General features: G+C 61.9%; 31 protein-coding genes. 17 read left to right on the forward strand and 14 right to left on the reverse strand.

Features of this window, described 5'->3' with window-relative positions; genetic code table 11:
* Window positions 1-3: 3 nt before the first annotated feature.
* On the reverse strand, window positions 4-1,152 hold the full coding sequence (locus EOA13_RS08640; RefSeq protein ID WP_127291397.1) for an aminotransferase class I/II-fold pyridoxal phosphate-dependent enzyme: 1,149 nt from the start codon (window positions 1,150-1,152) through the stop codon (window positions 4-6).
* Between the two features lie 145 nt (window positions 1,153-1,297).
* Here EOA13_RS08640 and EOA13_RS08645 point away from each other — a divergent pair, with 145 nt between their 5' ends.
* From EOA13_RS08645 to aat, 6 genes are all read left to right on the forward strand, one after another.
* The gene (locus EOA13_RS08645) at window positions 1,298-2,692 is read left to right on the forward strand and encodes a M48 family metalloprotease (protein ID WP_127291400.1); all 1,395 of its coding nucleotides are present in this window, start codon (window positions 1,298-1,300) and stop codon (window positions 2,690-2,692) included.
* A 61-nt stretch (window positions 2,693-2,753) separates the two neighbouring features.
* Window positions 2,754-3,557 (forward strand): DsbA family protein, encoded by an 804-nt coding sequence (locus EOA13_RS08650; RefSeq protein ID WP_127291403.1) that lies wholly within the window; start codon window positions 2,754-2,756, stop codon window positions 3,555-3,557.
* Between the two features lie 148 nt (window positions 3,558-3,705).
* Entirely contained in the window at window positions 3,706-4,140 is a 435-nt protein-coding gene (gene aroQ, locus EOA13_RS08655; protein WP_013531359.1) for a type II 3-dehydroquinate dehydratase, read from the forward strand.
* 26 nt (window positions 4,141-4,166) lie between these two features.
* Window positions 4,167-4,625 (forward strand): acetyl-CoA carboxylase biotin carboxyl carrier protein, encoded by a 459-nt coding sequence (gene accB / locus EOA13_RS08660; protein WP_023812132.1) that lies wholly within the window; start codon window positions 4,167-4,169, stop codon window positions 4,623-4,625.
* A gap of 10 nt (window positions 4,626-4,635) precedes the next feature.
* Window positions 4,636-5,979, forward strand: a complete 1,344-nt coding sequence (gene accC / locus EOA13_RS08665; RefSeq protein WP_127291406.1) for an acetyl-CoA carboxylase biotin carboxylase subunit — start codon at window positions 4,636-4,638, stop codon at window positions 5,977-5,979.
* Window positions 5,980-5,991: 12 nt separating this feature from the next.
* Complete coding sequence (aat, locus tag EOA13_RS08670; protein WP_127269232.1) at window positions 5,992-6,609, forward strand: leucyl/phenylalanyl-tRNA--protein transferase; 618 nt, start codon at window positions 5,992-5,994, stop codon at window positions 6,607-6,609.
* A gap of 27 nt (window positions 6,610-6,636) precedes the next feature.
* Here aat and EOA13_RS08675 read toward each other — a convergent pair whose 3' ends face one another.
* From EOA13_RS08675 to EOA13_RS08685, 3 genes are all read right to left on the reverse strand, one after another.
* On the reverse strand, window positions 6,637-7,023 hold the full coding sequence (locus tag EOA13_RS08675) for a hypothetical protein (RefSeq protein ID WP_127291408.1): 387 nt from the start codon (window positions 7,021-7,023) through the stop codon (window positions 6,637-6,639).
* Window positions 7,024-7,098: 75 nt separating this feature from the next.
* Window positions 7,099-7,680, reverse strand: a complete 582-nt coding sequence (locus tag EOA13_RS08680; RefSeq protein ID WP_127291411.1) for a DUF2155 domain-containing protein — start codon at window positions 7,678-7,680, stop codon at window positions 7,099-7,101.
* 123 nt (window positions 7,681-7,803) lie between these two features.
* Entirely contained in the window at window positions 7,804-8,202 is a 399-nt protein-coding gene (locus EOA13_RS08685; protein WP_127291413.1) for an NADH:ubiquinone oxidoreductase subunit NDUFA12, read from the reverse strand.
* A gap of 229 nt (window positions 8,203-8,431) precedes the next feature.
* Here EOA13_RS08685 and panB point away from each other — a divergent pair, with 229 nt between their 5' ends.
* Together panB and panC are read left to right on the forward strand one after the other, a co-directional pair.
* Window positions 8,432-9,274: a 3-methyl-2-oxobutanoate hydroxymethyltransferase gene (gene panB / locus EOA13_RS08690; protein ID WP_127291416.1), complete on the forward strand. Its 843-nt coding sequence runs from the start codon at window positions 8,432-8,434 to the stop codon at window positions 9,272-9,274.
* Entirely contained in the window at window positions 9,271-10,122 is an 852-nt protein-coding gene (gene panC, locus EOA13_RS08695; protein WP_127291418.1) for a pantoate--beta-alanine ligase, read from the forward strand. The genes panB and panC overlap by 4 nt, the downstream gene beginning before the upstream one ends.
* A gap of 37 nt (window positions 10,123-10,159) precedes the next feature.
* Here panC and EOA13_RS08700 read toward each other — a convergent pair whose 3' ends face one another.
* The 5 genes from EOA13_RS08700 to EOA13_RS08720 all read right to left on the reverse strand — a co-directional run bounded on the left by EOA13_RS08700 (window position 10,160) and on the right by EOA13_RS08720 (window position 14,036).
* Complete coding sequence (locus EOA13_RS08700) at window positions 10,160-10,504, reverse strand: hypothetical protein (protein WP_164780028.1); 345 nt, start codon at window positions 10,502-10,504, stop codon at window positions 10,160-10,162.
* A gap of 79 nt (window positions 10,505-10,583) precedes the next feature.
* Window positions 10,584-11,072: a GNAT family N-acetyltransferase gene (locus tag EOA13_RS08705; RefSeq protein WP_127291421.1), complete on the reverse strand. Its 489-nt coding sequence runs from the start codon at window positions 11,070-11,072 to the stop codon at window positions 10,584-10,586.
* Between the two features lie 4 nt (window positions 11,073-11,076).
* Window positions 11,077-12,576 carry an Asp-tRNA(Asn)/Glu-tRNA(Gln) amidotransferase subunit GatB gene (gene gatB / locus EOA13_RS08710; RefSeq protein ID WP_127291423.1) on the reverse strand — a complete coding sequence of 500 codons (1,500 nt, stop codon included), beginning with the start codon at window positions 12,574-12,576 and terminating at the stop codon, window positions 11,077-11,079.
* A 182-nt stretch (window positions 12,577-12,758) separates the two neighbouring features.
* Window positions 12,759-13,190 carry a CBS domain-containing protein gene (locus EOA13_RS08715; protein WP_023812142.1) on the reverse strand — a complete coding sequence of 144 codons (432 nt, stop codon included), beginning with the start codon at window positions 13,188-13,190 and terminating at the stop codon, window positions 12,759-12,761.
* Between the two features lie 87 nt (window positions 13,191-13,277).
* Entirely contained in the window at window positions 13,278-14,036 is a 759-nt protein-coding gene (locus EOA13_RS08720) for a rhomboid family intramembrane serine protease (protein WP_127291426.1), read from the reverse strand.
* A 389-nt stretch (window positions 14,037-14,425) separates the two neighbouring features.
* On the opposite strand from EOA13_RS08720, the gene EOA13_RS08725 reads away from it, so the two are divergent.
* The 5 genes from EOA13_RS08725 (at window position 14,426) to EOA13_RS08745 (ending at window position 18,487) form a co-directional block, all read left to right on the forward strand.
* The gene (locus tag EOA13_RS08725; RefSeq protein WP_023812148.1) at window positions 14,426-15,058 is read left to right on the forward strand and encodes a PAS domain-containing protein; all 633 of its coding nucleotides are present in this window, start codon (window positions 14,426-14,428) and stop codon (window positions 15,056-15,058) included.
* Window positions 15,059-15,241: 183 nt separating this feature from the next.
* A complete protein-coding gene (locus EOA13_RS08730; protein ID WP_127291429.1) occupies window positions 15,242-15,859 on the forward strand; it encodes a PilZ domain-containing protein in 618 nt (205 codons plus the stop codon).
* Between the two features lie 261 nt (window positions 15,860-16,120).
* Window positions 16,121-16,729: a transglutaminase-like cysteine peptidase gene (locus EOA13_RS08735; RefSeq protein WP_127291432.1), complete on the forward strand. Its 609-nt coding sequence runs from the start codon at window positions 16,121-16,123 to the stop codon at window positions 16,727-16,729.
* A gap of 296 nt (window positions 16,730-17,025) precedes the next feature.
* Entirely contained in the window at window positions 17,026-17,778 is a 753-nt protein-coding gene (locus tag EOA13_RS08740) for an NYN domain-containing protein (protein ID WP_127291434.1), read from the forward strand.
* Between the two features lie 115 nt (window positions 17,779-17,893).
* Entirely contained in the window at window positions 17,894-18,487 is a 594-nt protein-coding gene (locus EOA13_RS08745) for an ankyrin repeat domain-containing protein (RefSeq protein ID WP_127291437.1), read from the forward strand.
* A 12-nt stretch (window positions 18,488-18,499) separates the two neighbouring features.
* On the opposite strand, the gene EOA13_RS08750 is transcribed toward EOA13_RS08745, so the two are convergent.
* On the reverse strand, window positions 18,500-19,027 hold the full coding sequence (locus EOA13_RS08750) for a gamma carbonic anhydrase family protein (RefSeq protein ID WP_127291439.1): 528 nt from the start codon (window positions 19,025-19,027) through the stop codon (window positions 18,500-18,502).
* A gap of 19 nt (window positions 19,028-19,046) precedes the next feature.
* Window positions 19,047-19,388 carry a hypothetical protein gene (locus EOA13_RS08755; protein WP_127291442.1) on the reverse strand — a complete coding sequence of 114 codons (342 nt, stop codon included), beginning with the start codon at window positions 19,386-19,388 and terminating at the stop codon, window positions 19,047-19,049.
* 125 nt (window positions 19,389-19,513) lie between these two features.
* Between EOA13_RS08755 and EOA13_RS08760 the strand changes: the two genes are divergently transcribed.
* Entirely contained in the window at window positions 19,514-20,239 is a 726-nt protein-coding gene (locus EOA13_RS08760; protein ID WP_127291445.1) for a hypothetical protein, read from the forward strand.
* A 65-nt stretch (window positions 20,240-20,304) separates the two neighbouring features.
* Here the strand turns inward: EOA13_RS08760 and EOA13_RS08765 are convergent, their stop codons facing one another.
* Entirely contained in the window at window positions 20,305-20,508 is a 204-nt protein-coding gene (locus EOA13_RS08765; protein WP_013531334.1) for a DUF3126 family protein, read from the reverse strand.
* A 287-nt stretch (window positions 20,509-20,795) separates the two neighbouring features.
* The gene (gene cysE / locus EOA13_RS08770; protein ID WP_013531333.1) at window positions 20,796-21,644 is read right to left on the reverse strand and encodes a serine O-acetyltransferase; all 849 of its coding nucleotides are present in this window, start codon (window positions 21,642-21,644) and stop codon (window positions 20,796-20,798) included.
* Between the two features lie 147 nt (window positions 21,645-21,791).
* Between cysE and EOA13_RS38600 the strand changes: the two genes are divergently transcribed.
* Complete coding sequence (locus EOA13_RS38600) at window positions 21,792-22,397, forward strand: hypothetical protein (RefSeq protein ID WP_245490333.1); 606 nt, start codon at window positions 21,792-21,794, stop codon at window positions 22,395-22,397.
* Window positions 22,398-22,427: 30 nt separating this feature from the next.
* On the opposite strand, the gene EOA13_RS08780 is transcribed toward EOA13_RS38600, so the two are convergent.
* Entirely contained in the window at window positions 22,428-23,333 is a 906-nt protein-coding gene (locus EOA13_RS08780) for a LysR family transcriptional regulator (RefSeq protein WP_127291447.1), read from the reverse strand.
* Between the two features lie 122 nt (window positions 23,334-23,455).
* Here EOA13_RS08780 and EOA13_RS08785 point away from each other — a divergent pair, with 122 nt between their 5' ends.
* Together EOA13_RS08785 and EOA13_RS08790 are read left to right on the forward strand one after the other, a co-directional pair.
* The gene (locus EOA13_RS08785) at window positions 23,456-24,448 is read left to right on the forward strand and encodes an ABC transporter substrate-binding protein (protein WP_127291450.1); all 993 of its coding nucleotides are present in this window, start codon (window positions 23,456-23,458) and stop codon (window positions 24,446-24,448) included.
* Window positions 24,449-24,549: 101 nt separating this feature from the next.
* On the forward strand, window positions 24,550-25,332 hold the full coding sequence (locus EOA13_RS08790; RefSeq protein WP_245490334.1) for an ABC transporter permease: 783 nt from the start codon (window positions 24,550-24,552) through the stop codon (window positions 25,330-25,332).
* Window positions 25,333-25,341: the final 9 nt, after the last annotated feature.

Raw genomic sequence — 25,341 nt, forward strand, 5'->3', positions numbered from 1 at the left:
TTGCTACCTCAACCAGCGTTCGATGCGCGTTATTGCCTCGACCATGTCGTCGTGGCTGCCGGCGTAGGAGAAACGCATGGTCCGATGCCCAGCCTGAGTGTCGAAGTCGCGGCCGGGCGTTGCCGCCACATGCGCCTCAGCCAGCATCTTGCGTGCGAAGGCCATGCTGTCATTGGTATGCCTGGTGACGTCACAGAAGGCATAGAAGGCGCCGTCCATGGGCGCTGCCAGCGGAAAGCCGAGTTCCGGCAGGCGTTTCATCAAAAGCTCGCGATTCCAGGCGTAGCGGCCTTTTACCGCCTCCAGCTCCTCGGTCGCCCTGAACGCTTCGATCGCGGCGATCTGCGACAGTTCCGGCGGCGAGATGTAGAGGCTCTGGGCGACGCGCTCGACCGGCCGCACCAGCTCTTGCGGCAGCACCATCCAGCCGATGCGCCAGCCCGTCATGCAGTAATATTTGGAGAAGGAGTTGATCACCGTCACGTCGCCGCCATAGGCCAGCGCCGTGGTGTCGGGGGCGGCATAGGCCAGCCGGTGATAGATTTCGTCGGAGATGACGGCGATGCCGAGGTCTTGCGCCGTCCTCACCAGAACCGCCAGTTCATCGGCCGGTATGACCGCGCCGGTTGGATTGGCGGGGCTGGCGAAGAGAACGCCTTTCAGCGGCTTTTCACGATGCGCGGTCTCGAGATGGCCGGCATGCAGGTAGGCGGCGTCGCCGAGCTCGATCTCGACCACCTCGATGCCGAGTGCGGCCATGATGTTGCGATAGGCAGGATAACCGGGTGCCGCGATGGCGACCCGGTCGCCCCCATCGAACATCGCCAGGAAGGCAAGGTTGAAGGCGGCCGACGATCCAGTGGTCACCGCGATCCGGCTGGGCTCGATATCAAGCCCGTAGTGATCGGCGTAGTGTCCGGCGATCGCCTTGCGCAAACCTGCCAGTCCCAGCGCGTCGGTGTAGCCGATGCGCCCATCCTGCAGCGCCTTGGCGGCTGCGGCGCGAACCAGAACCGGTGCGGGATCGGAGGGTTGGCCGACGGCCATCGAAACAACCGGCACGCCCTGGGACTTCAGCCGGTTCGCCTCTGCCAGAATGTCCATCGCATGGAAGGGCTCGACTTTGCCACGGCGTGAGAGCGAAACGACCATTTAACCAGTATTCCCGATGACTGACGGCGCCAGGCACTGGCGCATGTGCCGCACAAATGCCCGATTGATGTGAGGATCACAAGTTGAGGAAGTTTCCGGCGCCGACTTTTCATCTTTCGCCCGCTCGTCTACCAGTGGAGCCATCATGTTGAGCCGACCCAGATCGACGATTGCCCAGGCAGCGCGCGTCTTCGCGACGCTTTCGCTTGGCGTTGCCGTTGCAATGGCGAGCTCGGTCGGTGCCTTCGCCCAGAACGTGCCGGTGGTGCGCGACGCCGAGATAGAGGCGCTGGTGCGCGATTACGCGCGGCCGATCTTCAGGGCGGCCGGCCTGGCGAATGACGGCATCGACATCGTGCTGGTCAACGACCAGAGTTTCAACGCCTTCGTCACCGGGCGCCGGCTGTTCATCAACACCGGCGCGCTGATGACGGCTGAAACGCCCAACGAGATCATCGGCGTCATCGCGCACGAAGCCGGCCATATCGCCGGCGGCCACCAGCAGAAGCTGCGCGACCAGCTTGAACGAGCCAAGACGATGGCCGTTATCGCGACATTGCTTGGCGCCGGCGCCATTGTCGCCGGTGCCACAACCAGCAGCCGCGGTCTCGCCGGCGCTGGCATGGGCGTGGCCGCTGGCGGCGGTGAGATGGCACAGCGCAGCATCCTCGCCTACCAGCGCACCGAGGAGATGACGGCCGACCGCTCGGCGATCACCTATCTCAACGCCACCGGCCAGTCCGGCATGGGCATGCTGAAGACATTCCGCCGCTTCCAGACCGCACTGTCGCTTTCGGGCGCCCAGGTCGATCCGTATCGGATCAGCCATCCGATGCCGCAGGACCGCATCGCCAATCTCGAAGTGCTGGTGAAACAGGACCCCAATGTCGACAGGCCGGACCCGCCCGCGCTGCAGCAGCGCCATGACATGATGCGGGTGAAGATCGCCGTCTACATGGAAGGCCAGGCGGCCGCGTCCCGGCTGATGCGAAAGATGCAAGGAACCCTCGCCGCGCAGTACGGCGACGCCCAGTCGACCTACCTGTTCGGCAACATCGCCGCCGCTCTCGCCAAGACCAATGCACTGATCAAAGCGCAGCCGAAAAATGCCTACTTCCAGGAACTGCGCGGCGACATCCTGATGAAAGCAAACAAACCCAAGGAAGCTGCGGACGCTTACGCCAAGGCGGTCAGCCTCGATTCGGCTCGGTCCGGTCTGCTGCCGGTGTCCGTGGGTCAGGCGCTGATGGCCGTCGGCACGCCCGACTCCCTCAAAAAAGCCGTCGTGCAGATCAACAATGGCCTCGGTCGCGACAAGGAAAATTCAGCCGGATATCGCTATCTGGCACAGGCCTATGGCGAGTTGGGCGACATACCGGGCGCTGAACTTGCCACCGCCGAAAGCCATTTCTATTCCGGCAACTACAAGGATGCGAAGATTTTCGCCATGCGGGCGCAGCAGCAGATGAAACGCGGCGAGCCGCGCTGGCTTCGCGCCCAGGATATCATAAACTACAGGCCATCAACCAAGATCAAGTGAACCTTCCGGTCGCGCGCCACGACATAGCCAGACCGGAAAACAGGTAGAAGGAACAGGAACGATGAAAAAGGCACTGCTCATGGGCACCACGGGGGTTGCGGTCGCCCTGGCCATGCTGGCTTTCGGATTCGTTGCCGGAAACCCGCAGATCGCCAAGGCCGGTACCGCGCAGCCGGTCGAGACCGCGGCGGCTGATACCAAGATCGACCGCACCGAAGTCGAAGGCATCATCCGCGACTATTTGTTGAAAAACCCGGAAGTTCTCCTGGAGGTTCAGGACGCGCTTGAGGCCAAGCAGAAGGAAGAGCAGCGCATCGCTCATCTCGGCGTGATCAAGAATGCCAAGGACCAGATCTTCAACTCCGCCTTCGACGGCGTCGTCGGCAATCCGAACGGCAAGGTCACCATCGTCGAGTTCTACGACTACAATTGCGGCTTCTGCAAACGCGCCATCGACGACATGCAGGCGCTGACCAAGACCGATCCGGACCTGCGTTTCGTGCTCAAGGAATTCCCCATCCTCGGACCGGATTCGCAGAAGGCGAGCGTGGTCTCGATGGCCTTCCACCTGATGCACCCGGAAAAGTACGGCGAGTTCCACAATGCGTTGCTCGGCGGCCAGGGGCGCGCCACCGAGGCGGCGGCCATGAAGGTCGCGCTATCGCTCGGTGCCGACGAAGCGGCGCTGCGCGAGAAGATGAAGGACCCGACAATCAACGAGGCCCTCGCCAAGACCTACGATCTTGCCAACAAGCTGGCGATCACCGGAACGCCGTCCTATGTCGTCGGCAACGAGGTGGTGTTCGGGGCGCTCGGGCAGGAAGTGCTGGCTGAAAAGATCGAGGCGGCGAAAGCCGCGCTCTGATCTTGCTCGCCAGCTATTTCTCACGGGCACATTTCCGCCTGTTGTGGACAGTGAAAGAACGCACTTGCGCTCTTTCCGCGGGCGGCTATGCCCATTATAGAGGGCCCAGCGCGCCGGCTTGATGACGGCGCCGGGAAAGGTCGGCTTTTTGAAAACGGTTTTCGTCCTGAACGGTCCCAATCTCAACGCGCTCGGCAAGCGCGAGCCGGGCATCTATGGCGGCAAGACGCTTGCCGCGATCGCCGACGACTGCAAGCAGGCAGGCACGGCGCTGGGGTTCGAGATCGATTTCCGCCAGTCGAACCATGAGGGCGACCTTGTCGACTGGATTCAGGAAGCCGGCGACAAGGCTGTCGGCATCGTCATCAATCCGGGCGCCTACAGCCACACCTCGATTGCCATCCACGACGCCATCCGCGCCGTCGCACCGTTGCCGGTGGCCGAAGTTCATCTTTCCAACATCCATGCGCGGGAACCATTCCGCCACGTCTCCATGGTCGCGCCGGTCGCCGTCGGCATGATCTGTGGCTTTGGGCCGCTCGGCTATACGCTGGCGCTACAGGCGCTGGCCGCACGCCTATGACCGGCCAACAAACAGAAGGCTCGAAAATGTCGATAAAGAAGACCGGTGTTGACCAGCAACTGATCCGCGATCTGGCGGGCATACTGAACGACACCAACCTCACCGAGATCGAGGTTGAACTGGGCGACCTGAAGGTGCGCGTCTCGCGGCAGGCGCCGGCTGTTCATGCAATCGCAGCGCCGCAGCAGGCCTATGCGCCGGCAGCAGCGCAAGCTGCCTCCGTAGCTCTGCCCGTTGTGGCAGATATTTCCAAGAACGCAGTCACCTCGCCGATGGTCGGCACGGCCTACCTGGCGCCGTCGCCGGACGCCAAGGCATTCATCGAAGTCGGCCAGAAGGTCAAGGAAGGCCAGACGCTGCTGATCATTGAAGCAATGAAGACGATGAACCAGATCCCCTCGCCACGCGCCGGCACGGTGACCGCGATCCTTTTCGAGGATTCGCAGCCGGTCGAATATGGCATGCCGCTCGTCGTGATCGAGTAGAGCGGGCCTGATGTTTCAGAAGATCCTCATCGCCAATCGCGGCGAAATCGCCCTCCGGGTGCTGCGCGCCTGCAAGGAACTCGGCATCCAGACGGTGGTGGTGCATTCGACCGCCGATGCGGACGCCATGCATGTGCGGCTCGCGGACGAGAGCGTCTGCATCGGTCCGCCGCCATCGCGCGACAGCTATCTCAACATCCATCAGATCGTTGCGGCCTGCGAAATCACCGGCGCCGACGCCGTGCATCCGGGCTACGGCTTCCTGTCGGAGAACGCCAAGTTCGCCGACATACTGGCCGCGCACAACATCACCTTCATCGGCCCGTCCGGCGACCACATCCGCATCATGGGCGACAAGATCGAGGCCAAGCGAACCGCCAAGCGCCTCGGCATTCCGGTTGTGCCCGGTTCGGACGGCGCCGTCACCGACCAGAAGGAAGCCAGGCGCATTGCCTCCGAAATCGGCTATCCCGTGATCATCAAGGCATCGGCCGGCGGTGGCGGGCGCGGTATGAAGGTAGCCCTCACCGAGGCTGACCTGGAGATCGCCCTGCAGACGGCGAGCACCGAAGCCGGTGCCGCCTTCGGCGACGATGCCGTTTATATTGAAAAATATCTGGAAAAGCCGCGCCATATCGAAGTCCAGGTGTTTGGTGACGGCTTTGGCCGCGGCGTGCATTTCGGCGAGCGCGACTGTTCCTTGCAGCGCCGCCACCAGAAGGTCTGGGAAGAGGCGCCCTCTCCCGCCCTCAATGCCGAAGAGCGCGCCCGCATCGGCGGCATCTGCGCCAAGGCGATCGCCGACCTCGGCTATTCCGGCGCCGGCACCATCGAATTCCTCTACGAGAATGGCGAGTTCTATTTCATCGAGATGAACACGCGCCTGCAGGTCGAGCATCCGGTGACGGAAGCGATCACCGGCATCGACCTTGTGCACGAGCAGATCCGCGTCGCCTCCGGCGGCGGCCTCTCGGTGAAGCAGGAGGACATCAAGTTCAACGGCCACGCCATCGAATGCCGCATCAACGCCGAGGACCCGCGCACCTTCACCCCCTCGCCGGGCACGATCACCCATTTCCACACACCGGGCGGCCTGGGCATCCGTGTCGATTCCGGCGTCTATTCCGGCTACAAGATCCCGCCCTACTATGACAGTCTGATCGGCAAGCTGATCGTGCATGGGCGTAACCGCGTCGAGTGCATGATGCGCCTGCGCCGCGCCCTGGACGAGTTCGTCGTCGACGGCATCAAGACGACGTTGCCGCTGTTTCGCGATCTCGTCGGCAATGCCGACATTGCCAATGGCGATTATGACATCCACTGGCTGGAAAAATACCTGGCCAAGGAAGACTAGCGCGGAGACGCGATGACCCGCCCCTACGCGCCCGGCTATCGCATCCCCACCGACCTTCTGCTCAAGGCCTACGCCTCGGGCGTCTTCCCGATGGCCGAAAGTGCCGGCGACCCGGAGGTGTTCTGGGTGCGGCCGGAGACGCGCGGCATCATTCCGCTCGATGGTTTTCACGCGCCGAAAAGCCTCAGGAAAACGATCAGGAAGAACCCCTTCGACATCCGTTTCGATTTCGATTTCGAAGCGACCATCGACGGCTGCGCCGAAAAGCGCGTGGAACGGCGCTCGACCTGGATCAATGCGCCGATCCGCGAAGCCTATGTCGAGTTGCATCGGATAGGCCATTGTCATTCGGTCGAGGCGTGGCGCGAGGACCGGCTGGTCGGTGGCCTCTATGGCGTGTCGCTCGGCCGGGTGTTTTTTGGCGAGAGCATGTTCGCCAGGGAGACGGACGCTTCCAAGACCTGCCTTTTCTATCTCGTGGAGCGCTTGAAGGCACGCGGCTTCGCGCTGCTCGATACGCAGTTCACCACCGAACACCTCAAGCGCTTCGGCGCCGTCGACGTGCCGCGCGGCAAATATGAAAAGATGCTGGCCGACGCGCTGAAGGGCGAGGCCGTATTCTATCCCTGACGCCCAATTCATCCCTGAAGATTGAGCCTACTTCCCGGTGGCGGCTTCCAATGGCGTCTGCGAATGGAACATCATCTTCCAGCCGTTGACGCGATGGACATAGCCGGTGCTGACCAGCGCGGCGTAAGGTTCGCCGTTCTCGCGTGTCGCATGCGCCTCGTAGGTCAGCATGATGATGTCGCTGCCCGGCTCGATAATACCCTTGAGGTCGATTTTCAGGTCGCGCCAGCGGTTGGGCTTGGTTGCGGTCTTGGCGAGATCCGCATTGTCCATCGCCTGTGCCATCTGCGGAAACGCCACCAGGCATTCGGTGTCGGCATTGGCCGCATAGTAGGCCGCGTCGCCCGTCCAGAATCCCTTTTCGAGTTCCAGCAACTCTGCCTTGCCGGCCGTGATCCGCTTGCTGTCTGACATCGGAAGATCCTCCCTGCGCATAAATGCGCGCTCATCCGTGCCCCAACGTATGGTGGCAAGGACGGTTCCGGAGGATCAGTTGGTGTCGGTCGTATCGGGGTCCGAAGCGTCCGGCTCCGTCACGCCAGGCTCTGTCACGTCCGGAGCGGTCGCGGCTTTCGGTTTGGCCGCGGCGGGCTTGGGCACCTCGGCTTTGGTCGACTCTGCCTCGGGCGCCGGCACATCCGACTTCTGCTTGCAAGCCTTCAGCCAGACGTCATAGACGGCATGCTCGACGGCATTGAGGCCGGGGCTTTCGGCAAACATCCAGCCGGTGAAGATGCGGCGGATCTTGCGGTCCAGCGTGATCTCGTCGACCTCGACGAAGGAATCGGTCTTCGGCTCTTCGGTCTGCGGCCGTGAATAGCAGACGCGCGGCGTCACCTGCAAAGCACCGAACTGCACCGTCTCGTCGATATAGACATCGAAGGTGATGATGCGGCCGGTGATCTTGTCGATACCGGCAAACTCGGCAACGGCATTGGTAACCCGGTCCGCTCCCGCGGGCGGCGCCGGCGCGGGTGCCGCGGGCTCAGGCGAAGCGGCGAAGGCCACGGTGCTGACGGCAAGACCGGCGGCTAGCGCCAGACTGGCCGATATTGAGTAAGAAAAGCTCATGCAAAGATACCGGTGGTTCGCGCCCGGGTGATTCTGTCGATCGCCAAGGCTAGTCGCCGTTTTCTGATCAGCAAGCAGCTAAACACCAATTGTGGCGATAAAGGACCGGCTTGCACCCTGTCGCTACGACCCGGGTGTCCAGGCATCGTAGTCGCCGGTGACCTGCGGGCGGTGCTGATTGGTCAGCACCGAGCCCTTTGGGTGATAAGCCGCCGGGCTGCCGGTCAGATTGGGCTGATGCGGCTTCTGCCAGTCGCGCGGCTTGTAGTCCTCGCTGGACGGCGCGACGTCGACGCGGTGGTGCATCCAGCCGTGCCAGCCGGGCGGTATCGCCGAAGCTTCCGAATAGTTGCGGTAGATGACCCAACGGCGCGTGCGGCCTTCCGAATCGATCCCGCCTTCGTAGTAGAAATTGCCGGTCTCGTCCTGGCCGACCTTCTTGCCGTACCGCCAAGTATGCAGGCGGGTTCCTATCGTCTGGCTGTTCCACCAGGTGAAAAACTGCGTAAGGAAAGTCTTCATTTCAAAACCCTCGCGCCGGCAGCGCCTGTTTTCCTGCTTATGGCGTTAGGCCTTGCCGAAGGCAAGGCTTTTGCCACGGCGTGCGCGCAAATGGCTTGCCGGAAACCCGACACAAGCCTGTGATTTTTCCGGGCGACAGGATGGGCGCTTGCCAAGCCTTTGCGGTATTTCTAAAGCTCTGCGCGCCATGCGGGGTATCCAACCCGGCTGCAGGCCGAAGAGGTGACGATTGGCCACGGAATTGCCGACCACCGACATTCGCATCAGCGCCGAGGCGATTCGCCACCGCAAGGGCGGCACGCCGATCGTTTGCCTGACCGCCTATACCTATCCCATCGCCCGTCTGCTCGATCACCATGTCGACCTGCTTCTGGTCGGCGACAGTGTCGCCATGGTCCTGCATGGCCACAAGACGACGCTGGGCGCCTCGCTGGAGATGATGATCGCACATGGGCAAGCCGTGATGCGCGGCTCGGCAAATGCCTGCGTCGTCGTCGACCTGCCGGCCGGCAGCTATGAGGCAACGGCAGCGCAAGCCGTCGCTTCGGCGCGACGCGTCGTCGACGAAACCGGCTGCCAGGCGGTGAAGCTCGAAGGCGGCCTCGACATGACCAGCCAGATCGCGGCCATCGTCGCCGCCGGCATTCCGGTTATGGGTCACATCGGCCTGCAGCCGCAATCGATCGAAAAAGACGGCGGCTACAAGATCAAGGGCCGCACCGAGGAGGCTGTTGCGGCATTGCTTGGCGATGCGCTTGCGGTTGAAAGCGCCGGCGCATTCTCGGTGGTCATCGAAGGCACGGTCGAGACGGTCGCCGCCGATATCACCCGCCGCCTCGCCATTCCAACCATCGGCATCGGTGCCAGCGGCGACTGCGATGGCCAGATCCTGGTCATCGACGACATGGTTGGGCTGACCGTCGATCGCGTGCCGAAATTCGTCAAGGAATACGCCGATCTGCGCAGCGTGATCTCGCATGCCGCAAAGAGCTATGCAGCAGACGTGCGAAACCGGACATTCCCGGGCCCCGGCCATGTCTTTTCGGCGACAAAGAACAGGGATGACGCATGAGACAACCCGTGGTCGTCGACAGCGTTGCCGCACTTCGCGCGCAAATCCATGATTGGCGGCGCGATGGCCTTCGTGTCGCCATGGTGCCGACCATGGGTGCACTGCATGACGGACACATCTCGCTGGTCAGGATCGCGCTCCAAAAAGCCGAGCGCTGCGTCGTGTCGATCTTCGTCAACCCGACACAGTTCGCGCCGAGCGAAGACCTCGACAAGTACCCGCGCCAGCTCGCGCGCGACCTCGACCGGCTGGGCGTCGCAAAGGCCGACCTTGCCTTCACACCGACGGTTGGCGAGATGTATCCTGCCGGCTTCGCCACCAAAATCTCGGTCGGTGGCCCCTCCGCCGGGCTCGAATCGGACTTTCGGCCGACCTTTTTCGACGGCGTCGCGACCGTGGTGGCAAAGCTCCTGCTGCAGGCAACGCCCGACTGTGCAGTCTTCGGCGAGAAGGATTACCAGCAACTTTGCGTGGTGAGGCAACTCTGCCGCGACCTCGACCTGCCTGTCGAGATCATCGGCGCGCCGACGATCCGCGACGCGCATGGTCTCGCCATGTCGTCACGCAACGCCTATCTCGATGAGGCCGAACTGAAGATCGCCCGCCAACTCAACGTGATATTGCGCAATACGGCTGCGGCCCTGGCGGCAGGCGCCGGCCAGAGCGACGCAACAGAAGAGGCCAGCCGCGCCCTCATCGCCGCCGGTTTTCAAAAAGTCGACTATGTCGAGGCACGCCAAAGCCTGACGCTTGCGCCATGGCGCCGAAACCGCGAAGGGCGTCTTCTCGCGGCAGCATGGCTCGGCAAGACCAGGCTGATCGACAATGTGGGCGTTCCCGCTGCCTAGCGAAGGCTCGATCCTCCGCGGCGGATTGCTGTCGCGCCTAGCTCTCGCTCTTTTGTCCGCCGGCCCTGACGATCAGGTGTCCCGCCACGGTCCCAACCACCCCGGCAAGGGCTTTCACCAATGCATCGATGAGGCGTGCATGGCGACCGGGATCAATGAGCTGAAGCAGTTCCAGCATGCCGGCGGTCACAGCCACGAAGATCACGACCTGATACAGTCGGTTGGGAAAGCCGATCGCCAGGGCGAAGCCCAGCAGGACATAAGCCAAGGCACGCTCGACATTCGCTTCAGCGAGGTGCGGCCGCATCTGGATCGGCGACAAGGTCGCGAAAATGATGATGGCGAGCAGCGCCAGCGCTGTAATGCGGGACAGTTTGGTCATGCCCTTGCATATCCGTCGTGAGCCGGCACAGCAAACGCCGCGATGACGCATGGCTTGATCGCTCTATTCATCCGGTGGTCTATCCCAGCGACTTCGCGAAACTCAGCGTCGTCGGCCTTGAGGTATCACGGGACTCCTCCGCGGCACTGACAGGCAAGAACCCTTTTGACCGATAGAAGGCGATGGCACCGGCATTGGCTTCCTCGACCTCGACGCGCAGCGTTCGCGCTTCCGGGAAACTGGCTTCGACCTCGTCGAGCAGTGCTTGCCCGATCCCCCGCCGCTGGCAGTCCGGATGGACGTAGAGCTGGTTCAACAGGATGATTTTCGCATCGGCGGTGGCGGCGGCGAAAGCCATGCCGCCGATCCGCTTGCCGTCATCGGCCACCAGGAATTCCGAGTTGGGCCGCGTCAGCCGCGAGCGGAGCGAAGCGATCGAGTGCCATTCGTCGGTGATCTCGGTGACTTTGGCAGCGCCATAAATGGTGTCATAGGTCGCATGCCAGGTTTCCACCAGCAGCGTCCGCACAGCGGCAAGGTCGCGTTCACCTGCGGTGCGGACGAACACGGCGCTACTCGATGCCCAGCTTGGCCTTGACGAGGTCGTTGACGGCTTGCGGGTTGGCCTTGCCGCCGGTCGCCTTCATTACTTGGCCGACGAACCAGCCGGCCATGCTCGGCTTGGCGCGCGCCTGTTCGACCTTGTCAGGGTTGGCGGCGATAACGTCGTCGACGGCCTTCTCGATGGCGCCGGTGTCGGTGACCTGCTTCATGCCACGGCTCTCGACCAGCTGCCGCGGATCGCCGCCCTCGTTCCAGACGATCTCGAACAGGTCCTTGGCGATCTTGCCGGAAATGGTGCCATCCTTGATCAGGTCGATGACCGCTCCGAGCTGGTCGGGCGAAACCGGAGCATTTTCAATGTCCTTGCCCGCCTTGTTCAGTTGTCCCAGCAGATCGTTGATGACCCAATTGGCGGCAAGCTTGCCGTCGCGGCCGGCGGCCACCTTTTCGAAATAGTCGGCGATCGGCTTTTCCGAAACCAGGATCGAGGCGTCATAGACGGACAGGCCGAGCGACGCGATCAGCCGCGCCTTCTTGTCGTCCGGCAGTTCCGGCAATTCCTTGGCCAGCGCATCGACATAGGCCTGGTCGAATTCCAGCGGCAAAAGGTCGGGATCGGGGAAGTAGCGGTAATCATGCGCCTCTTCCTTGGAGCGCATCGAGCGCGTCTCGCCCTTGACGGCGTCGAACAGCCGCGTCTCCTGATCGATCTTGCCGCCATCCTCGAGGATGGCGATCTGCCTGCGCGCCTCGTAGTCGATGGCCTGGCCGATGAAGCGGATCGAGTTGACGTTCTTGATCTCGCAACGCGTGCCGAACTCGCCGCCCGGCTTGCGCACCGAAACGTTGACGTCGGCGCGCATCGAACCTTCGTCCATGTTGCCGTCGCAGGTGCCGAGATAGCGGACGATGGTGCGCAGCTTGGTGACATAAGCCTTGGCTTCGTCGGCCGAGCGCATGTCCGGCTTGGAGACGATCTCCATCAGCGCCACGCCGGAGCGGTTGAGATCGACATAGGACATGGTCGCATGCTGGTCGTGCATCGACTTGCCGGCATCCTGCTCCAGATGCAGCCGCTCGATGCCGACCTCGATGTCCTCGAATTCGCCCTGGCGGTCCGGGCCGACCGAAACGATGACCGTGCCCTCGCCGACGATCGGCTGCTTGAACTGCGAGATCTGGTAGCCCTGCGGCAGGTCGGGATAAAAGTAGTTCTTCCGATCGAAGACCGACTTGTGGTTGATCTGCGCCTTCAGCCCCAGGCCGGTACGGATCGCCTGCTTGACGCATTCCTCGTTGATGACCGGCAGCATGCCCGGCATCGCCGCATCGACCAGGCTGACATTGGCGTTAGGCGGCGCGCCGAAGGCCGTCGAGGCGCCCGAAAACAGCTTTGCTTCCGAAGTGACCTGCGCATGGACCTCGAGGCCGATGATGATCTCCCAGTCGCCGGTTGCGCCGGGGATCAGGCGTTTTGCGTCAGGAGTACGGGTGTCGATAAGGGACATGGCGGCCTGCGAATTGCGGTGACTGATTTCACGTTTGAACGTGAATTTCACGTCGAACGTGAAGTCATTCGCTAGTGCAAACCGCCAAAAGAGACAAGCGTAAAGCCGCGAACTGGCGTTTTCCGCCTTCTCGGCGGCAAGTTCCGCCGGTCGGTTCTCCGGCCGGCGGTTCGCCTAACCGCTCAGGCGGTGGCGATGTAGGCCCTGATCTCGTCGGCCTCGCGCTCGACATCCTCGATCCGGCGCTTGACCACGTCGCCGATGGACACGATGCCATCGAGCATGCCGTCCTTCTCCACCGGCAGATGGCGGAAGCGGCCCCGGGTCATGATCTCCATCACCTCGTTGACGGTATGGTTTTCGTTGCAGATCTTCACCTTCGGCGTCATCGCCGAACGCACGGCGATATCCAGCGCGGCTCCACCTTCGCGGGCGACGACCCGCACGATGTCGCGCTCTGACAGGATGCCGACGATTTTGCGATCGCCATTGGTGATGACCAGCGCACCGATCTTGTGCTCTGCCAGGATGCGGATGGCTTCGCTCAGCTTTTCGTTCGGCCCGAGCGTCAACACGTCATGGCCTTTTCTCTCGAGAATTGCCTTAACCGTCATGGCGTCCTCCTCTGCTTTGCCTGCCGGTTCCTGCCCTGACCGGCCTTCACGTAAGAGTGAACATCGTGCGCCGTGATCGGTTGCATTTCAAGTGCGGTGGTCGGTCGTCTCCCATTCAGGCGCCAGCCATCGCCTGTCGAACCAACGCAAGCCGAAGAAGCCCGCGACAAAGCCGCCAATATGGGCCTCCCAGGCGATCTGACCATCTACCCCTGGGGCAAACCCGAGCAGGCCGGTGGCGAGATTGATGACCATCCACATGGCGAGGAAGATCACGACGCCGCGCAAGCGCAATACGAATGCGATCGGCAGCACAGGGCCGGCGAAGGCGGCTTTGCCGGCCGAACGGTCGGTGCGGAAGCCAAAACGCGCCGCAGCCCCCATCATGCCGGAGATCGCGCCAGAAGCGCCGACAAGCGGCGCTTCACCATAGGGATGCACCGCCCAGAAAAGCGCGACCGAAGCCAACCCGGTTGCGGCAAAGAAAAGCGCGAACCACAGCGTTCCCAGACGGTTTGCCAATGGTGAACCAAACGCGGCGAGCCACACCATGTTGATGGCGATATGGGCAAAGCCGCCATGCATGAAGGCGTAGGTGAAGGGCCGCGAAAACAGGAACCAGTCGAAGCCGTATTGCCCGGTGTAGAGAACGGGGATGAAGGCCCCGTCATACAGCAATGTCATCTGCTGAGATTGGCTCAACACATATTGCTGCAACAGATAGAGGGCGACGCAGATGCCGATCACCGCCAGCACGACGGGCGGCAGGTTGAACACCGGCTCGCGCCGGGGCTCGGGCGCGCCCTCGACCGGGTCGACTTCCGAGGGAGTTGCCGGTTCACTCATCTGAAATTGCACTCACTGCGGGATTCGGGGTTCGAGCATCTAGATCACCGCGGACCGAACCGCAAACCGCGAATCGCCGCGGCGCGAATCAAAAAAGAAGCCGTTCAAGGTTTCCCCTGAACGGCTGGTCGAGCCCCCTGCTCCCCTAAAACTCTGACTGAAGTGCTGCCGATCGTCGCGAAACGACCGCTTCTGGAGTGGTTTTTTTGTGCCACGGGGCTCGCTTCGATGCAACGTAAACCACTTGTTAACCTTAACAGCCCCGACCCGTGAACAAGTGTTAACGACGCTGGCACGCTTCCTGCTCCGCAACGCATGTAGGTCATCGGAGGGCGCCCTTCTGTTCACCGATGGGACATCAGACGACAGAATGCGCGGAGCAGCATAGCATGAACCAGAATGGATCGATCACGCTGTTCCAATATTGGAATCGCCTGCGTGACGGACGCCCTGCCCCGAAGCGTTCGGAGGTCGAACCGGCCGACATCAAGTCGCTGCTGGCCGACACCTTTATCCTGGAACGTGACACGCGCGGACAGGCCGTATTCCGGCTGGCCGGCACGAGGCTTTGCGCCTGCTACGGCCGCGAACTCAAGGGGTTTTCCTTTCCATCGCTGTGGCGCGAGAAGGATCAGCGGCTCGTCTCGCGCCTGATCCATGGCGTCTTCGAGCAGAAGTCGGTCGTGCTCATCAGCTATGAGGGTTTTAGCCGCAACGGGCGCTCCAACAAGTTCGAACTGCTTGCCCTGCCGCTTGACGGCGGCGTCGAAAATCCACGCTGCCTGGGCGTCATCAGCGCCGTGGAGAAGCCCTTCTGGCTGGGCGCCGACCCGATCACCGATGCGTTGATCGATTCGATCCGCGTCATCGATCCGGAGAAGGAGCTCCTGAACAATCGCCCGGCGATCGATGTTCCCTCGCTCGTTCCCGATGAACTTGGGGCACCCGAGACGATCTCGGCGCTCGGCCGGGCGCGCCGCATCCGTCATCTTGTCGTCTTCGATGGCGGGCGCGAGGAATAGTCCGCAATCTCGCGGTTTGATGCATGTCGCCTAAAACTGCGCAGCGGTTTTGGGGCAACGACATGCATAAAAAGGAAAACCCTGAAGCGCCCGCTTTTCCCCTTTGTTAACCCGCTTTGTTGTACTTCTCAGATGAAGTTCCTCGCATCGACGCGCGGGATGCCAAACGGGGTGTAGGCAGTCATGAGGTCAGCGGCGGTCGACTATGCGCCGTCCCAAGCTGAAAGGCGTAACTTTCAGCGCGTCCGGGTCAAGATTTACGGGCGCTTCATGCTGGAAGACCGCACCGAGCACCCCTGCCAGGTCGTCGACATGTCACCGGGCAATGTCGCGTTTCGCACTGATCGCATCGGCATGCCCGGCGAAAAAGTCATCGCCTACATCGATCATATCGGCCGCATCGAAGGTGTCGTCACGCGCACCTTGCAGGACGGCTTCGCGATGACCGTCATCGCGTCGGATCGCAAGAAGGACAAGCTGGCCGCGCAATTGACTTGGCTCGCCAACAAGCATGAACTCGACCTGCCGGAAGATCGGCGCCACGAGCGCGTCGCACCGCGCAATCCGACCAGCGTGCTGCAGCTCACCGACGGCCGCCAGTACCAGTGCCGTATCATCGACCTTTCGCTCTCCGGCGCCGCGGTCGAGATCGACGTCAAACCGGCGATCGGCATCCAGGTCATGCTTGGCACCATGCGCGGGCAGGTCGTCCGCCATTTCGAGGACGGCGTCGCCATCGAATTCGCTGTGATCCAGCGCCCCGAAACGCTCGATTCCGAATTCAACACGCCACGCACCTGAGCAGGCCCGACAGCGACACTCCAGGAACCGGCCCTTGTGGCCGGTTTTTTGTTTTCGACGGCATGCTTAGGCCACTCTTGGCGGGGGCTTGGAGCCCTCCGCGCGCCGAGATTGGCGCCTCAAGGTCCAAACGAATTAATACTCAAATGATTCAAATTTTACGCTTATTCTACTGGAGTTTTACTCAATATCTACTTCGAGCTTTTGCGTCAAATAAATCCACATGTGGCAATGTCTCCTTCGAACGGGGAGACTACAACAATGAAGAAAACGAGGGGCAAGCTGTTGCTGGTGGCAATGGCGATGCAGCTTTCCGCTTGGGGATCAGCATATGCCGCGGGACCGACCTATATGCACACCGGCGGACGCACCACCCAGCCTGTTGGCCATTATGAGTTCTGCCAGCGCATTCCTGGCGAATGCAGCGAACGGACCCCGAAGGGTGCGCCGGTCGAACTGACCCGCAAATTGTGGGCGACGATCGTCAACATCAACAATTCGGTCAACACCCGGATCAAGCCACGCACCGACATGGAAAACTACGGTGTCGAGGAATATTGGGCCTATCCGGCCAATGGCTATGGCGATTGCGAGGATTACGCGCTGGAAAAGCGCCGCGAGTTGATGGATGCGGGCGTGCCCGCCGGCAATCTGCTGATGACGGTGGCGCGCCAGCCGAATGGCGACGGCCACGCGGTGCTGACCGTGCGCACCAGCCTGGGCGAATTCATCCTCGACAATCTGGAGACCAAGGTCCTGTCCTGGACGGACACCGACTACACCTATCTCAAGCGCCAGTCGGACCAGAATTCCGGCGTTTGGGTGACGATCAACGACGGCCGCTCCGACGCGGTCGCCAGCGTCCGCTAAAACAGAGATCAAGCGCGCCGCGTGAGTGCGAGGCGCTTCAGGAGAAACCCGGTCGAGTCCCCACCCTCCCCGTCCCCAACGACCGGGTGAAAGGAGCCGGCCCCGTCCCCGGGCCGGCTCCGCCATTTCTGGCGGAGGCTCTTTGAAATCGCGATCGATGTCACGATTCCAATAGCTTGGGTTTCTGTTTGTCGCACACCTCTGCTAAAACTGTGAAGTAGCGGAACCGCAGCTCGCACTGGTTTCGCCAGCTAGAATTCGAAACTCAAGAACGCGCCAGCCACAGGAAGTGTCGCATGCCGACCGAACCTCGATCGCCGCGCCTCGCGGTTCTTATCGACGCCGACAACGCTTCTGCCAAGATTGTCGACGGCCTGTTCGAGGAGATCGCGAAGATCGGCGAAGCCAGCGTCCGCCGCATCTACGGTGACTTCTCAAACGCCCGATCGAAGGCATGGGCGGACGTCTTGTCGAAGCATGCAATCATCCCGCAGCAGCAGTTCGCCTACACCACTGGGAAGAACGCTTCCGATATCACCCTGGTGATCGATGCTATGGACCTACTCCATAGCGGTCGTTTCGACGGTTTCTGTCTGGTTTCTTCCGACAGCGACTTCACCCGGCTTGCCGCCCGCATTCGCGAACAGGGTGTCGATGTATTCGGGCTCGGCGAGCAGAAGACACCGGAGAGTTTTCGGCAGGCATGCCGCCGTTTCATCTACACCGAAAATCTTCTACGTGGCGTGGCCAACATTCAAGATACCGCGCCTGCAGCCAAGCCGCTTCAATCGTCCAGCGCTGCGATGCCCATACTCAAGAAAGTCATTGGTCAGATGGACAGTGAGGATGGTTGGGTATTGCTCGGCACATTTGGAAAGCAGCTGTCAAACCTGTTTTCAGATTTTGACCCTCGCACCTACGGCTTCAGCAAACTGAGCGATCTGGTGAGGAGTACGGATGCATTTGAAATCGAAACCCCTAAGGGTGGAGGCATGCGAATACGGACCAAGCCTACGGCAGGGAAGAAAGCAAAAAACAAAGCCGCGTAGCGGTGGCCAGGGGACCACATATCCCAACGAGCGCATCAGAACGTCGCAACCACCTTTCCGCCGGCAGCAGATCGAGGCACTATAGGCCGTCAGTTTCGCCTTCTGGATCACGGCGATGTTGGAAATCCCGGAAGATCGATGCGAGCGCCATCGCCTGTTCAAGGCGATCGACGATGCCTTCAAGGCCGGCGACTTCGAGGGCCTCGGCCTGGCGTTGGGCGGCTCGCCCCGCTGGTTCGATGAGCGCATGCCGTTTGAACTCGGCCTCGGGCACCCACTGGAATATGCGATCTATTGGAGCCCCGTCGGTTTCATCTCGACCTTGCTGGATGCTGGCTCGGATCCGAATTACGGGGATCACGGCGGGTTTCCGTCCATCATTGCGGCGCTGTCCACCGACCGGGCCGACAGGCTGGACATCGTGCGGGTATTGATCGACGGCGGCGCCGACCCCAACATGCGGGGCGTGAACGATTGGACGCCGCTTCACTATTCGGTGGCAATCCGCAGCGTCGATGCGATCCGCCTGCTTTTGGTGGCGGGCGCCGACCCGGTACTCGAAACCCGCATCGATGATTACAGGACGGCCGTGGAAGAGGCCGAAATTGCCGGTTTTGAAGCAGGTGCTTCATTGCTGCACGATGCGATGGCCGGGCGTGGTTCCAACGGTGAGTTGGGCCGCGATAAAGACGGTCGGCGACAGGAATAGGCCAAACCGGCCTCAGACCTTCTTCAACCCCGCCTTGAAGCGCTTGCCGTTGGCGACATAATGCGCCGCCGAGCCGCGCAACCTTGCCACGGCCGCGTCGTCCAGCACCCTGATCGCCTTGGCAGGCGAACCGACGATCAGCGAATTATCCGGGAATTCCTTGCCTTCGGTGACCAGCGCACCGGCGCCGACCAGAGAATTCCTGCCGATTTTCGCGCCGTTCAGCACGATGGCGCCCATGCCGATCAGGCTGTTATCGCCGATCGTGCAGCCATGCAGCAAGGCGCGGTGGCCGATCGTGCAGCCCTCCCCGATCGTCAGCGGGAAGCCGGGATCGGTGTGCATCACCGTATGTTCCTGCACATTGGTGTCGGCACCGATGACGATAGGCTCGTTGTCGCCGCGGATGACGGCGCCGAACCAGAAGCCGGCATTGCGTCCGACCCTGACGTCGCCGATCAGCGTCGCATCGGGCGCGATCCAGTTCGAGTCGGCATCGGCGAAGCTGGGCTCTGTTCCATCGATCGCATAAAGCGGCATTTCTGGTCTCCGAATCGTCTCAGCCTGGCAGCTCGGACCCTAGGAGACGGACCGTCCATGAGGCAATGGCAAGCACGACGACGCCCAGCGCCAAGGTCCACGCAATTGCCGTGCAGCCGCAGGACATCAGCGCCAACGTTGAAATGCGGCGCTGACGCCGGGCATCGATGGCATCGTTGACCAGCATGAAGGGTCCGGCACAGGCCGTGGCGAGCAGCGAGCGCAAGACATGTGACGGCGACACATAGGGTTCGGTGAAGGCGACCTTGCGGCCCGACACCAGTTCCATGGCCGATCCGGCCAGCCCGCAGGCCGTCAACCCGACGGCAAAAGCAAAGAGTGTGAGTTCCAGCGGTCCCATCTTAACTTTCCATTTACCATGAAATTGCACAGTCGTTCCATGCCGGCTGCAAGAGCCGTGCCGTGCGATGTGTGCCGCCCAGGGACACTGGAGGCGGACGGGCGGCCCGAGATCCGAGGACTGAGATGAAGCAGGCAGCGCTCGCCAACGAACTCACCGTGGTCGATTCCAGGCTGATGAAGCGGGTGCTCTACGGATTCGCGGTGCTGGCCCTGCTTTCGGCAGCGATCAGCCTTGCCGGCAAATGGTTTGGCCATTCGATCGCCATGGCCGGATACACCGACGACGCAACGGTGCACCAGGTGGTGATCGGCAACAATGTCATCACGGTCCCAGCCAACGCCATCCGTTTCGCCCAGGCCCGGCGCGACGGCATCGCCTCGCGGCTCGACCTCTATCTGCGCTATCCCCGGATGGACGGCTACAGCGAGCCGGCGCGCAACGATTTCAACCACACGGGCACAGTCAAGAACATCGTCTTTCTGTCCTTCGAACAGCAGATGATGTCGCGTGACATGAGTGGCCGCTTCGCGCCGATCTACAGCGCGTTGATCACCCGACCCGGCATTGTCGGGCCTGGTGGCACGATGATTTATGGTTTTAACGAGAAATCAGGCTATCTGAACGAGGTTCTGGTTGTCGGCAATCGCCCCGGCAAGGAGCCGTTCGTGGCCCGTTGCCTGAGCGGACCGAGTGCCGACCAATCGCTGGCGCCTTGCGAGCGCGACATTCAGGTCGGCGACGAGCTCAGCCTCACCTATCGCTTCCCAAGGGAGTTTCTGGGCGATTGGCAGGCGCTCGACGCGGCAATCGCCACTGAAGCCACGCGCGTCCTGAAAACAGGACATTAAGAAAGCCTCGGAAGGTCCGGCCGGCCGCATTCGAGGCGGAGCCGGCCGAGCGCAAAATCGCTGGCTCAGGCCAGATCGATGTCGAGGATCGCCATCGAGAAATTGTAATCGCCGTCGTCCTCGTCCTTGAAGACGATGCCGAGGAATTCGTCGCCGACATAGACCTCGGCCGAATCGTCCTTGCGCGGCCGCGCCTTGACCTCGAGCTTGGGGTTCTGGAAGACGCGCTTGAAATAGGCGTCCAGCTTTCTGATTTCGTCCGGCTTCAACAGTCTTCTCCGATCATCGGGCTTGCTCGTTTGAACGCGCTTCTGGCACGTCGACAATGGCCATGTAAAGGCAAGCGGCCTGATTAAGGTCTGTTGATATTCACGTGAGGCCGGCCTGCAAATGGCGGTTTCCTGCGCTTCCGGTGCTCACGTACCCAAACGTACGCTCCGCTCCGGTTCTCGGAACCCACCATTTTCGGCTCGGCCTGACCTGAATCTCAACAGACCTGGGGCGAGAAACAATCGCCCATGTCTGCCCACGGCCGCAGGCAACGGACATATGACAATCAGATGTCGAAACTGACGACCTGATCCATCGTCTGCGACGGCAGAAGCTGGTCCATCTGGCGCGACGGCTGATCGCAGCCGGTCTCGCCGACGACGCGGGCCGGCACGCCGGCAACCGTCTTGTTGTGCGGCACCGGCGACAGCACCACCGAGCCGGCCGCTATCTTCGAGCAATGGCCGATTTCGATGTTACCGAGGATCTTGGCGCCGGCGCCGATCAGCACGCCGTAGCGGATCTTGGGGTGGCGGTCGCCACCGGCCTTGCCGGTGCCGCCCAGTGTCACGCCATGCAGGATCGACACGTCGTCCTCGATGACCGCGGTCTCCCCGACCACGAGGCCGGTGGCGTGGTCGATGAAGATGCCCTTGCCGATGCGGGCGGCCGGGTTGATGTCGGTCTGGAAGACCGAGGACGAGCGGCTCTGCAGATAGAGCGCGAAATCCTTGCGCCCCTGGTTCCACAGCCAATGCGCCAGCCGATGGGTCTGGATGGCGTGGAAGCCCTTGAAATAGAGCACAGGCATGATGAAGCGGTCGCAAGCCGGATCGCGATCGTAATAGGCCTGGATGTCGACACGCACCGTCGTCGGCCACTCCTTGTCGTCGGCCAGCATGGACTTGAACGTCTGGCGGATGAGATCGGAGCCGATGTCCTGGTGCGCCAGCCGCTCGGCCAGCCGATGAATGACCGCCTCCTCCAGGCTGTCCTGGTTGAGGATGGTCGAATAAAGGAATGCAGCGAGCAGCGGATCGCGGTTGACAGCCTCCATGGCCTCGTCGCGGATCGAACGCCAGATTGGATCGACCGGCTTCAATGCGCTGTGTCGGGAAATGCTGATGCTGTTCATCGCCGTCTGGTCCTGCGTCCTGCCTGGCTTGCCTGTTGTGCTTGCCTGTTGCCTGGCCGCACATATAAGCCAGATCATAGCACGATTGAACTCAATTTTCCTTAGTGCTTTGTCAAATGGATTTGGTTCGCGGGAATTCAAGCAGCCATGAAAAACGAACCCTTGATCGACGACGCGCTGAAAAGCGAGCTTTCGGCTCTCTACCGGGCGCCAGGCCGCCACTATCACAACCTTTCCCATATCGAGGCAATGCTGGCGCTCGCTGGCGACTATCGAAGGTTGCTCGGCGACCCCGAGGCGATCGAAGCGGCGATCTGGTTCCACGATGCCATCTACGACAGCAAGGCCAAGGACAATGAGGCGCAAAGTGCGGCCCTTGCCGAGAAAGAGCTGGCGGGCCGCGCGGATTCTTCACGTCTCGACCGCATCTCGGCAATGATCGTCGCCACCGCCACGCATCAGGTGCCGCCGTTCGACGACGCGGCGGCCATACGGGACGCAAGTCTTTTTCTGGATATGGACCTGTCGATCCTGGGAGCCGCGCCGGACGCCTTCGACGCCTATGAGCGCGCCGTGCGGCGCGAGTACCACTGGGTGGAGGAGCCGATGTGGCGAGCCGGACGCAGTGCGGTCTTGAAGAACTTCCTCGCCCGCCCGCATATTTTCCACACCGAAGAGTTTCGCCGGCGTTTCGAACCGCAAGCCCGGGAAAACATGACGCGGTCATTGCAGGCCCTGCAAACCCCTTCCTGATCTTCGCCGCAGGCGCGCTTGCTCGTGGCCCTATCCTGCCACGGGCGTTGCATCGAACAATGCGCCGAGAAACGCCTGAACGAGCGAGCGCTGGGCGTCGGTCTTGCGATAGGCGACGCGGTGTATGGAACTGAACGAATAGGCCCTTGGCTTGATTGCCCGCATGTCTCCGGCCGTGATCCAGGGATCGGCAAAATGGCACGGCAGAAAGCCGATGAAGTTGCCCGACAGGATCAGCATCAACTGCGCTTCCATGTGAACGACCGATGCACTCGCCCTGGGATGGCCGACCAGGTAGAGGTCGTCGAAATGCCGATAGCTGCGCACCGAGAACCGCGCTGCGTCGACGGCGCCTTGATCGATCCTTGAATCGGGCACTGCAAAGAGCGGGTGCCGGCGGCCGCAATAGAGAAGATGCGGTTCGCCGCAATAGTCCCGATAGACGACCCCAGGAGCTTTCTGCGACAGCGGCCCGATGACGACGTCGCGACCGCCATCGGCGACTTGTTGCTCGAGTTCGGACGGCGTGCCCACCGAAAGGTCGATGAAGACGTCGGAATCGGGCCCCATAAAGCGGCTGAGGGCGTGCTGGATACCCAGTTCGCCGCTGGTGAAGACCCCATCCGACGTGCCGACCCGCAAGCGGCCCGACAGGCTGCCGCTGGCTGCATTGATGCGATGTCCGAAATCGTCAAGGTCGCGGAACAGCTTCTGCGCCGCATCATAGGTCGCCTGTCCAACCTCGGTCAGGCGGAATTGCTTGCGTCCGCGATGGCAGAGCTGGGCACCGATGCGTTTCTCCAATTCCGCCAGATGCGTGCTCAGCGTCGGCTGTGACAGGTTGAGCGTGATTTGCGCAGCGGCGAACCCGCCTGAATCGGCCAGCGCCACGAAAACGCGCAGCAGGCGGATGTCGATATTGTCCAGCCGGCGCATGCCGCCCCCCAATAATGCACGGAACGATACATCGATGTTATTCGATGTATCGTTCTAAATAAACTCATTTACATCAATGTCTGAAATCGCGAGCCTGTACGGAACAAAATTGGGGAACAATTATGAAACCGTTACTCGGCACCGCCTTGTCCGCAGCCCTGCTGCTCGCCAGTTCGGAGCTCGCCCTCAGCGCCGACCAGATCCGCATCCTTGCGCCGACATGGCTGGGATTTGCGCCTGTCCATATCGCCAGCGACCTTGGCTGCTTCGCCGCCAAGGGCCTTGATGTCAGCATCAAGTTCGAGGACGACCTGACCAACGTCATGGCGGCGATGGCGCGCGGCGACATCGAGATGCAGATGCGCTCCGTCGGCGAATATCAGGGGCGCCCGCGCGATGCTTCGACGCCCGGCATCATCATCGGCACGATCGACGAATCCGTCGGCGGCGACGGCGTCATCACGGATGACAAGATCAAGTCGGTTGCCGATCTCAAGGGCAAGGTTGTCGCGGCCGAGCCCAACATTCCTTCGCGCCTGCTGTTGCAGATGGAGCTGAAGCAGGCCGGCCTGTCGCTGAAGGATCTTCAGATCAAGGACATCGCGACGGCCGATACGGGCGCGGTTTTCGTCGATGAATCGATCGCCGCGATCGCGACCTACGAACCGTTCATGTCGCAGGCGCTGAAGGCCTCGACCCGCCCCGGTGCCCGCATGCTGATCTCGTCCAAGGATCATCGCGGCATCATCATCGACGCGATCATCGCCCGCAACGACGATTTCAAGGCGAACCCCGACAAGTACACAAAATTTCTCGGCTGCATCTATGAGGCGGTCGACTTCATCAAGGCCGAGCCGGACAAATTCGCCGACATGGCCTCCAAGCATTTCGGCCTGACGCCTGCCGAAGTGACCGATATCGTCAACTCCAGCCTGTCCTACACGACGCTTGCCGAATCCCTAGCCTATATGGGCAAGCCGGGAGAAAAAGGCACGCTGCACGGGATCTTCGACACGGTGATGGATCTCAACCTGGAAAATGGTGCGGCCGACACCAAGCTGGTGGCGGCCGACCAGGTCGACAATACGGCAATCAACAAGCTCCCGGCAAAATAGCGGCCGCGCGGCCGGACCGGCAGCCGCTCGGCGGCTGCCGGCAGGTCATTCCGGCTCGCCGTCGGTGACGGCCGTTCTTTCGATCATCCGGGGATAGTGATTTGTTCAGCAGCCTGTTTGTCTTCCGCGGTCGCGCATCGCCGATGCTGGAGTTTGCCGTCAGCGTCGCCGCGGCCGTGCTCGTCGTTGCCCTGTGGGAGCTGGCGGCGCGCGCGGGCATCATTGCGCCGCAGTTCCTGCCGTCGCCGAGCCGCGTCGTCGTCGCGCTGTGGACGATGCTGACCGAGCAGAACCTGCTCTGGCACGTCGCGGTTTCGGGCACCCGTGTCTGGATTGCCTTCCTGCTGGCCGCCGTCATGGCGATCCCGATCGGCATCATGATGAGCAGCTACCGGATCGTCGGCGCCGCCCTCGAGCCGATGATCGATTTCATCCGCTATCTGCCGGTCCCCGCGCTGGTGCCGCTGTCCATCATCTGGTTCGGCGTCGGCGAGGAGACCAAGATCTTCCTGCTCTGGCTGGGGACGTTCTTCCAGCTCGTGCTGCTCGTCGCTGACGACATGCGGCGCGTGCCGCAGGAGTTCGTCGAGGTCGCCCGCACCGTCGGCGCCAATTCGAGGCAGGTCATGGTCGACGTCGCCCTGCGCTGGATGGGGCCGACGCTGCTCGACAATCTGCGCATCACGCTCGGCTGGTGCTGGACCTATCTGATCATCGCCGAAATCGTCGCCGCCGATTCCGGCATCGGCTATATGATCTGGACGGCCCGGCGCTTCGTCAAGACACCTGAGGTCATGGCCGGCGTCGTCGTCATCGGCCTGATCGGCCTTGTCACCGACCAGCTTTTGCGCCTGCTTCACCGCCGGCTGTTCCGGTATCTGTGAGGAGCATGA

The organism is Mesorhizobium sp. M7A.F.Ca.US.011.01.1.1 (genome assembly GCF_003998295.1).
GTDB lineage: Bacteria > Pseudomonadota > Alphaproteobacteria > Rhizobiales > Rhizobiaceae > Mesorhizobium.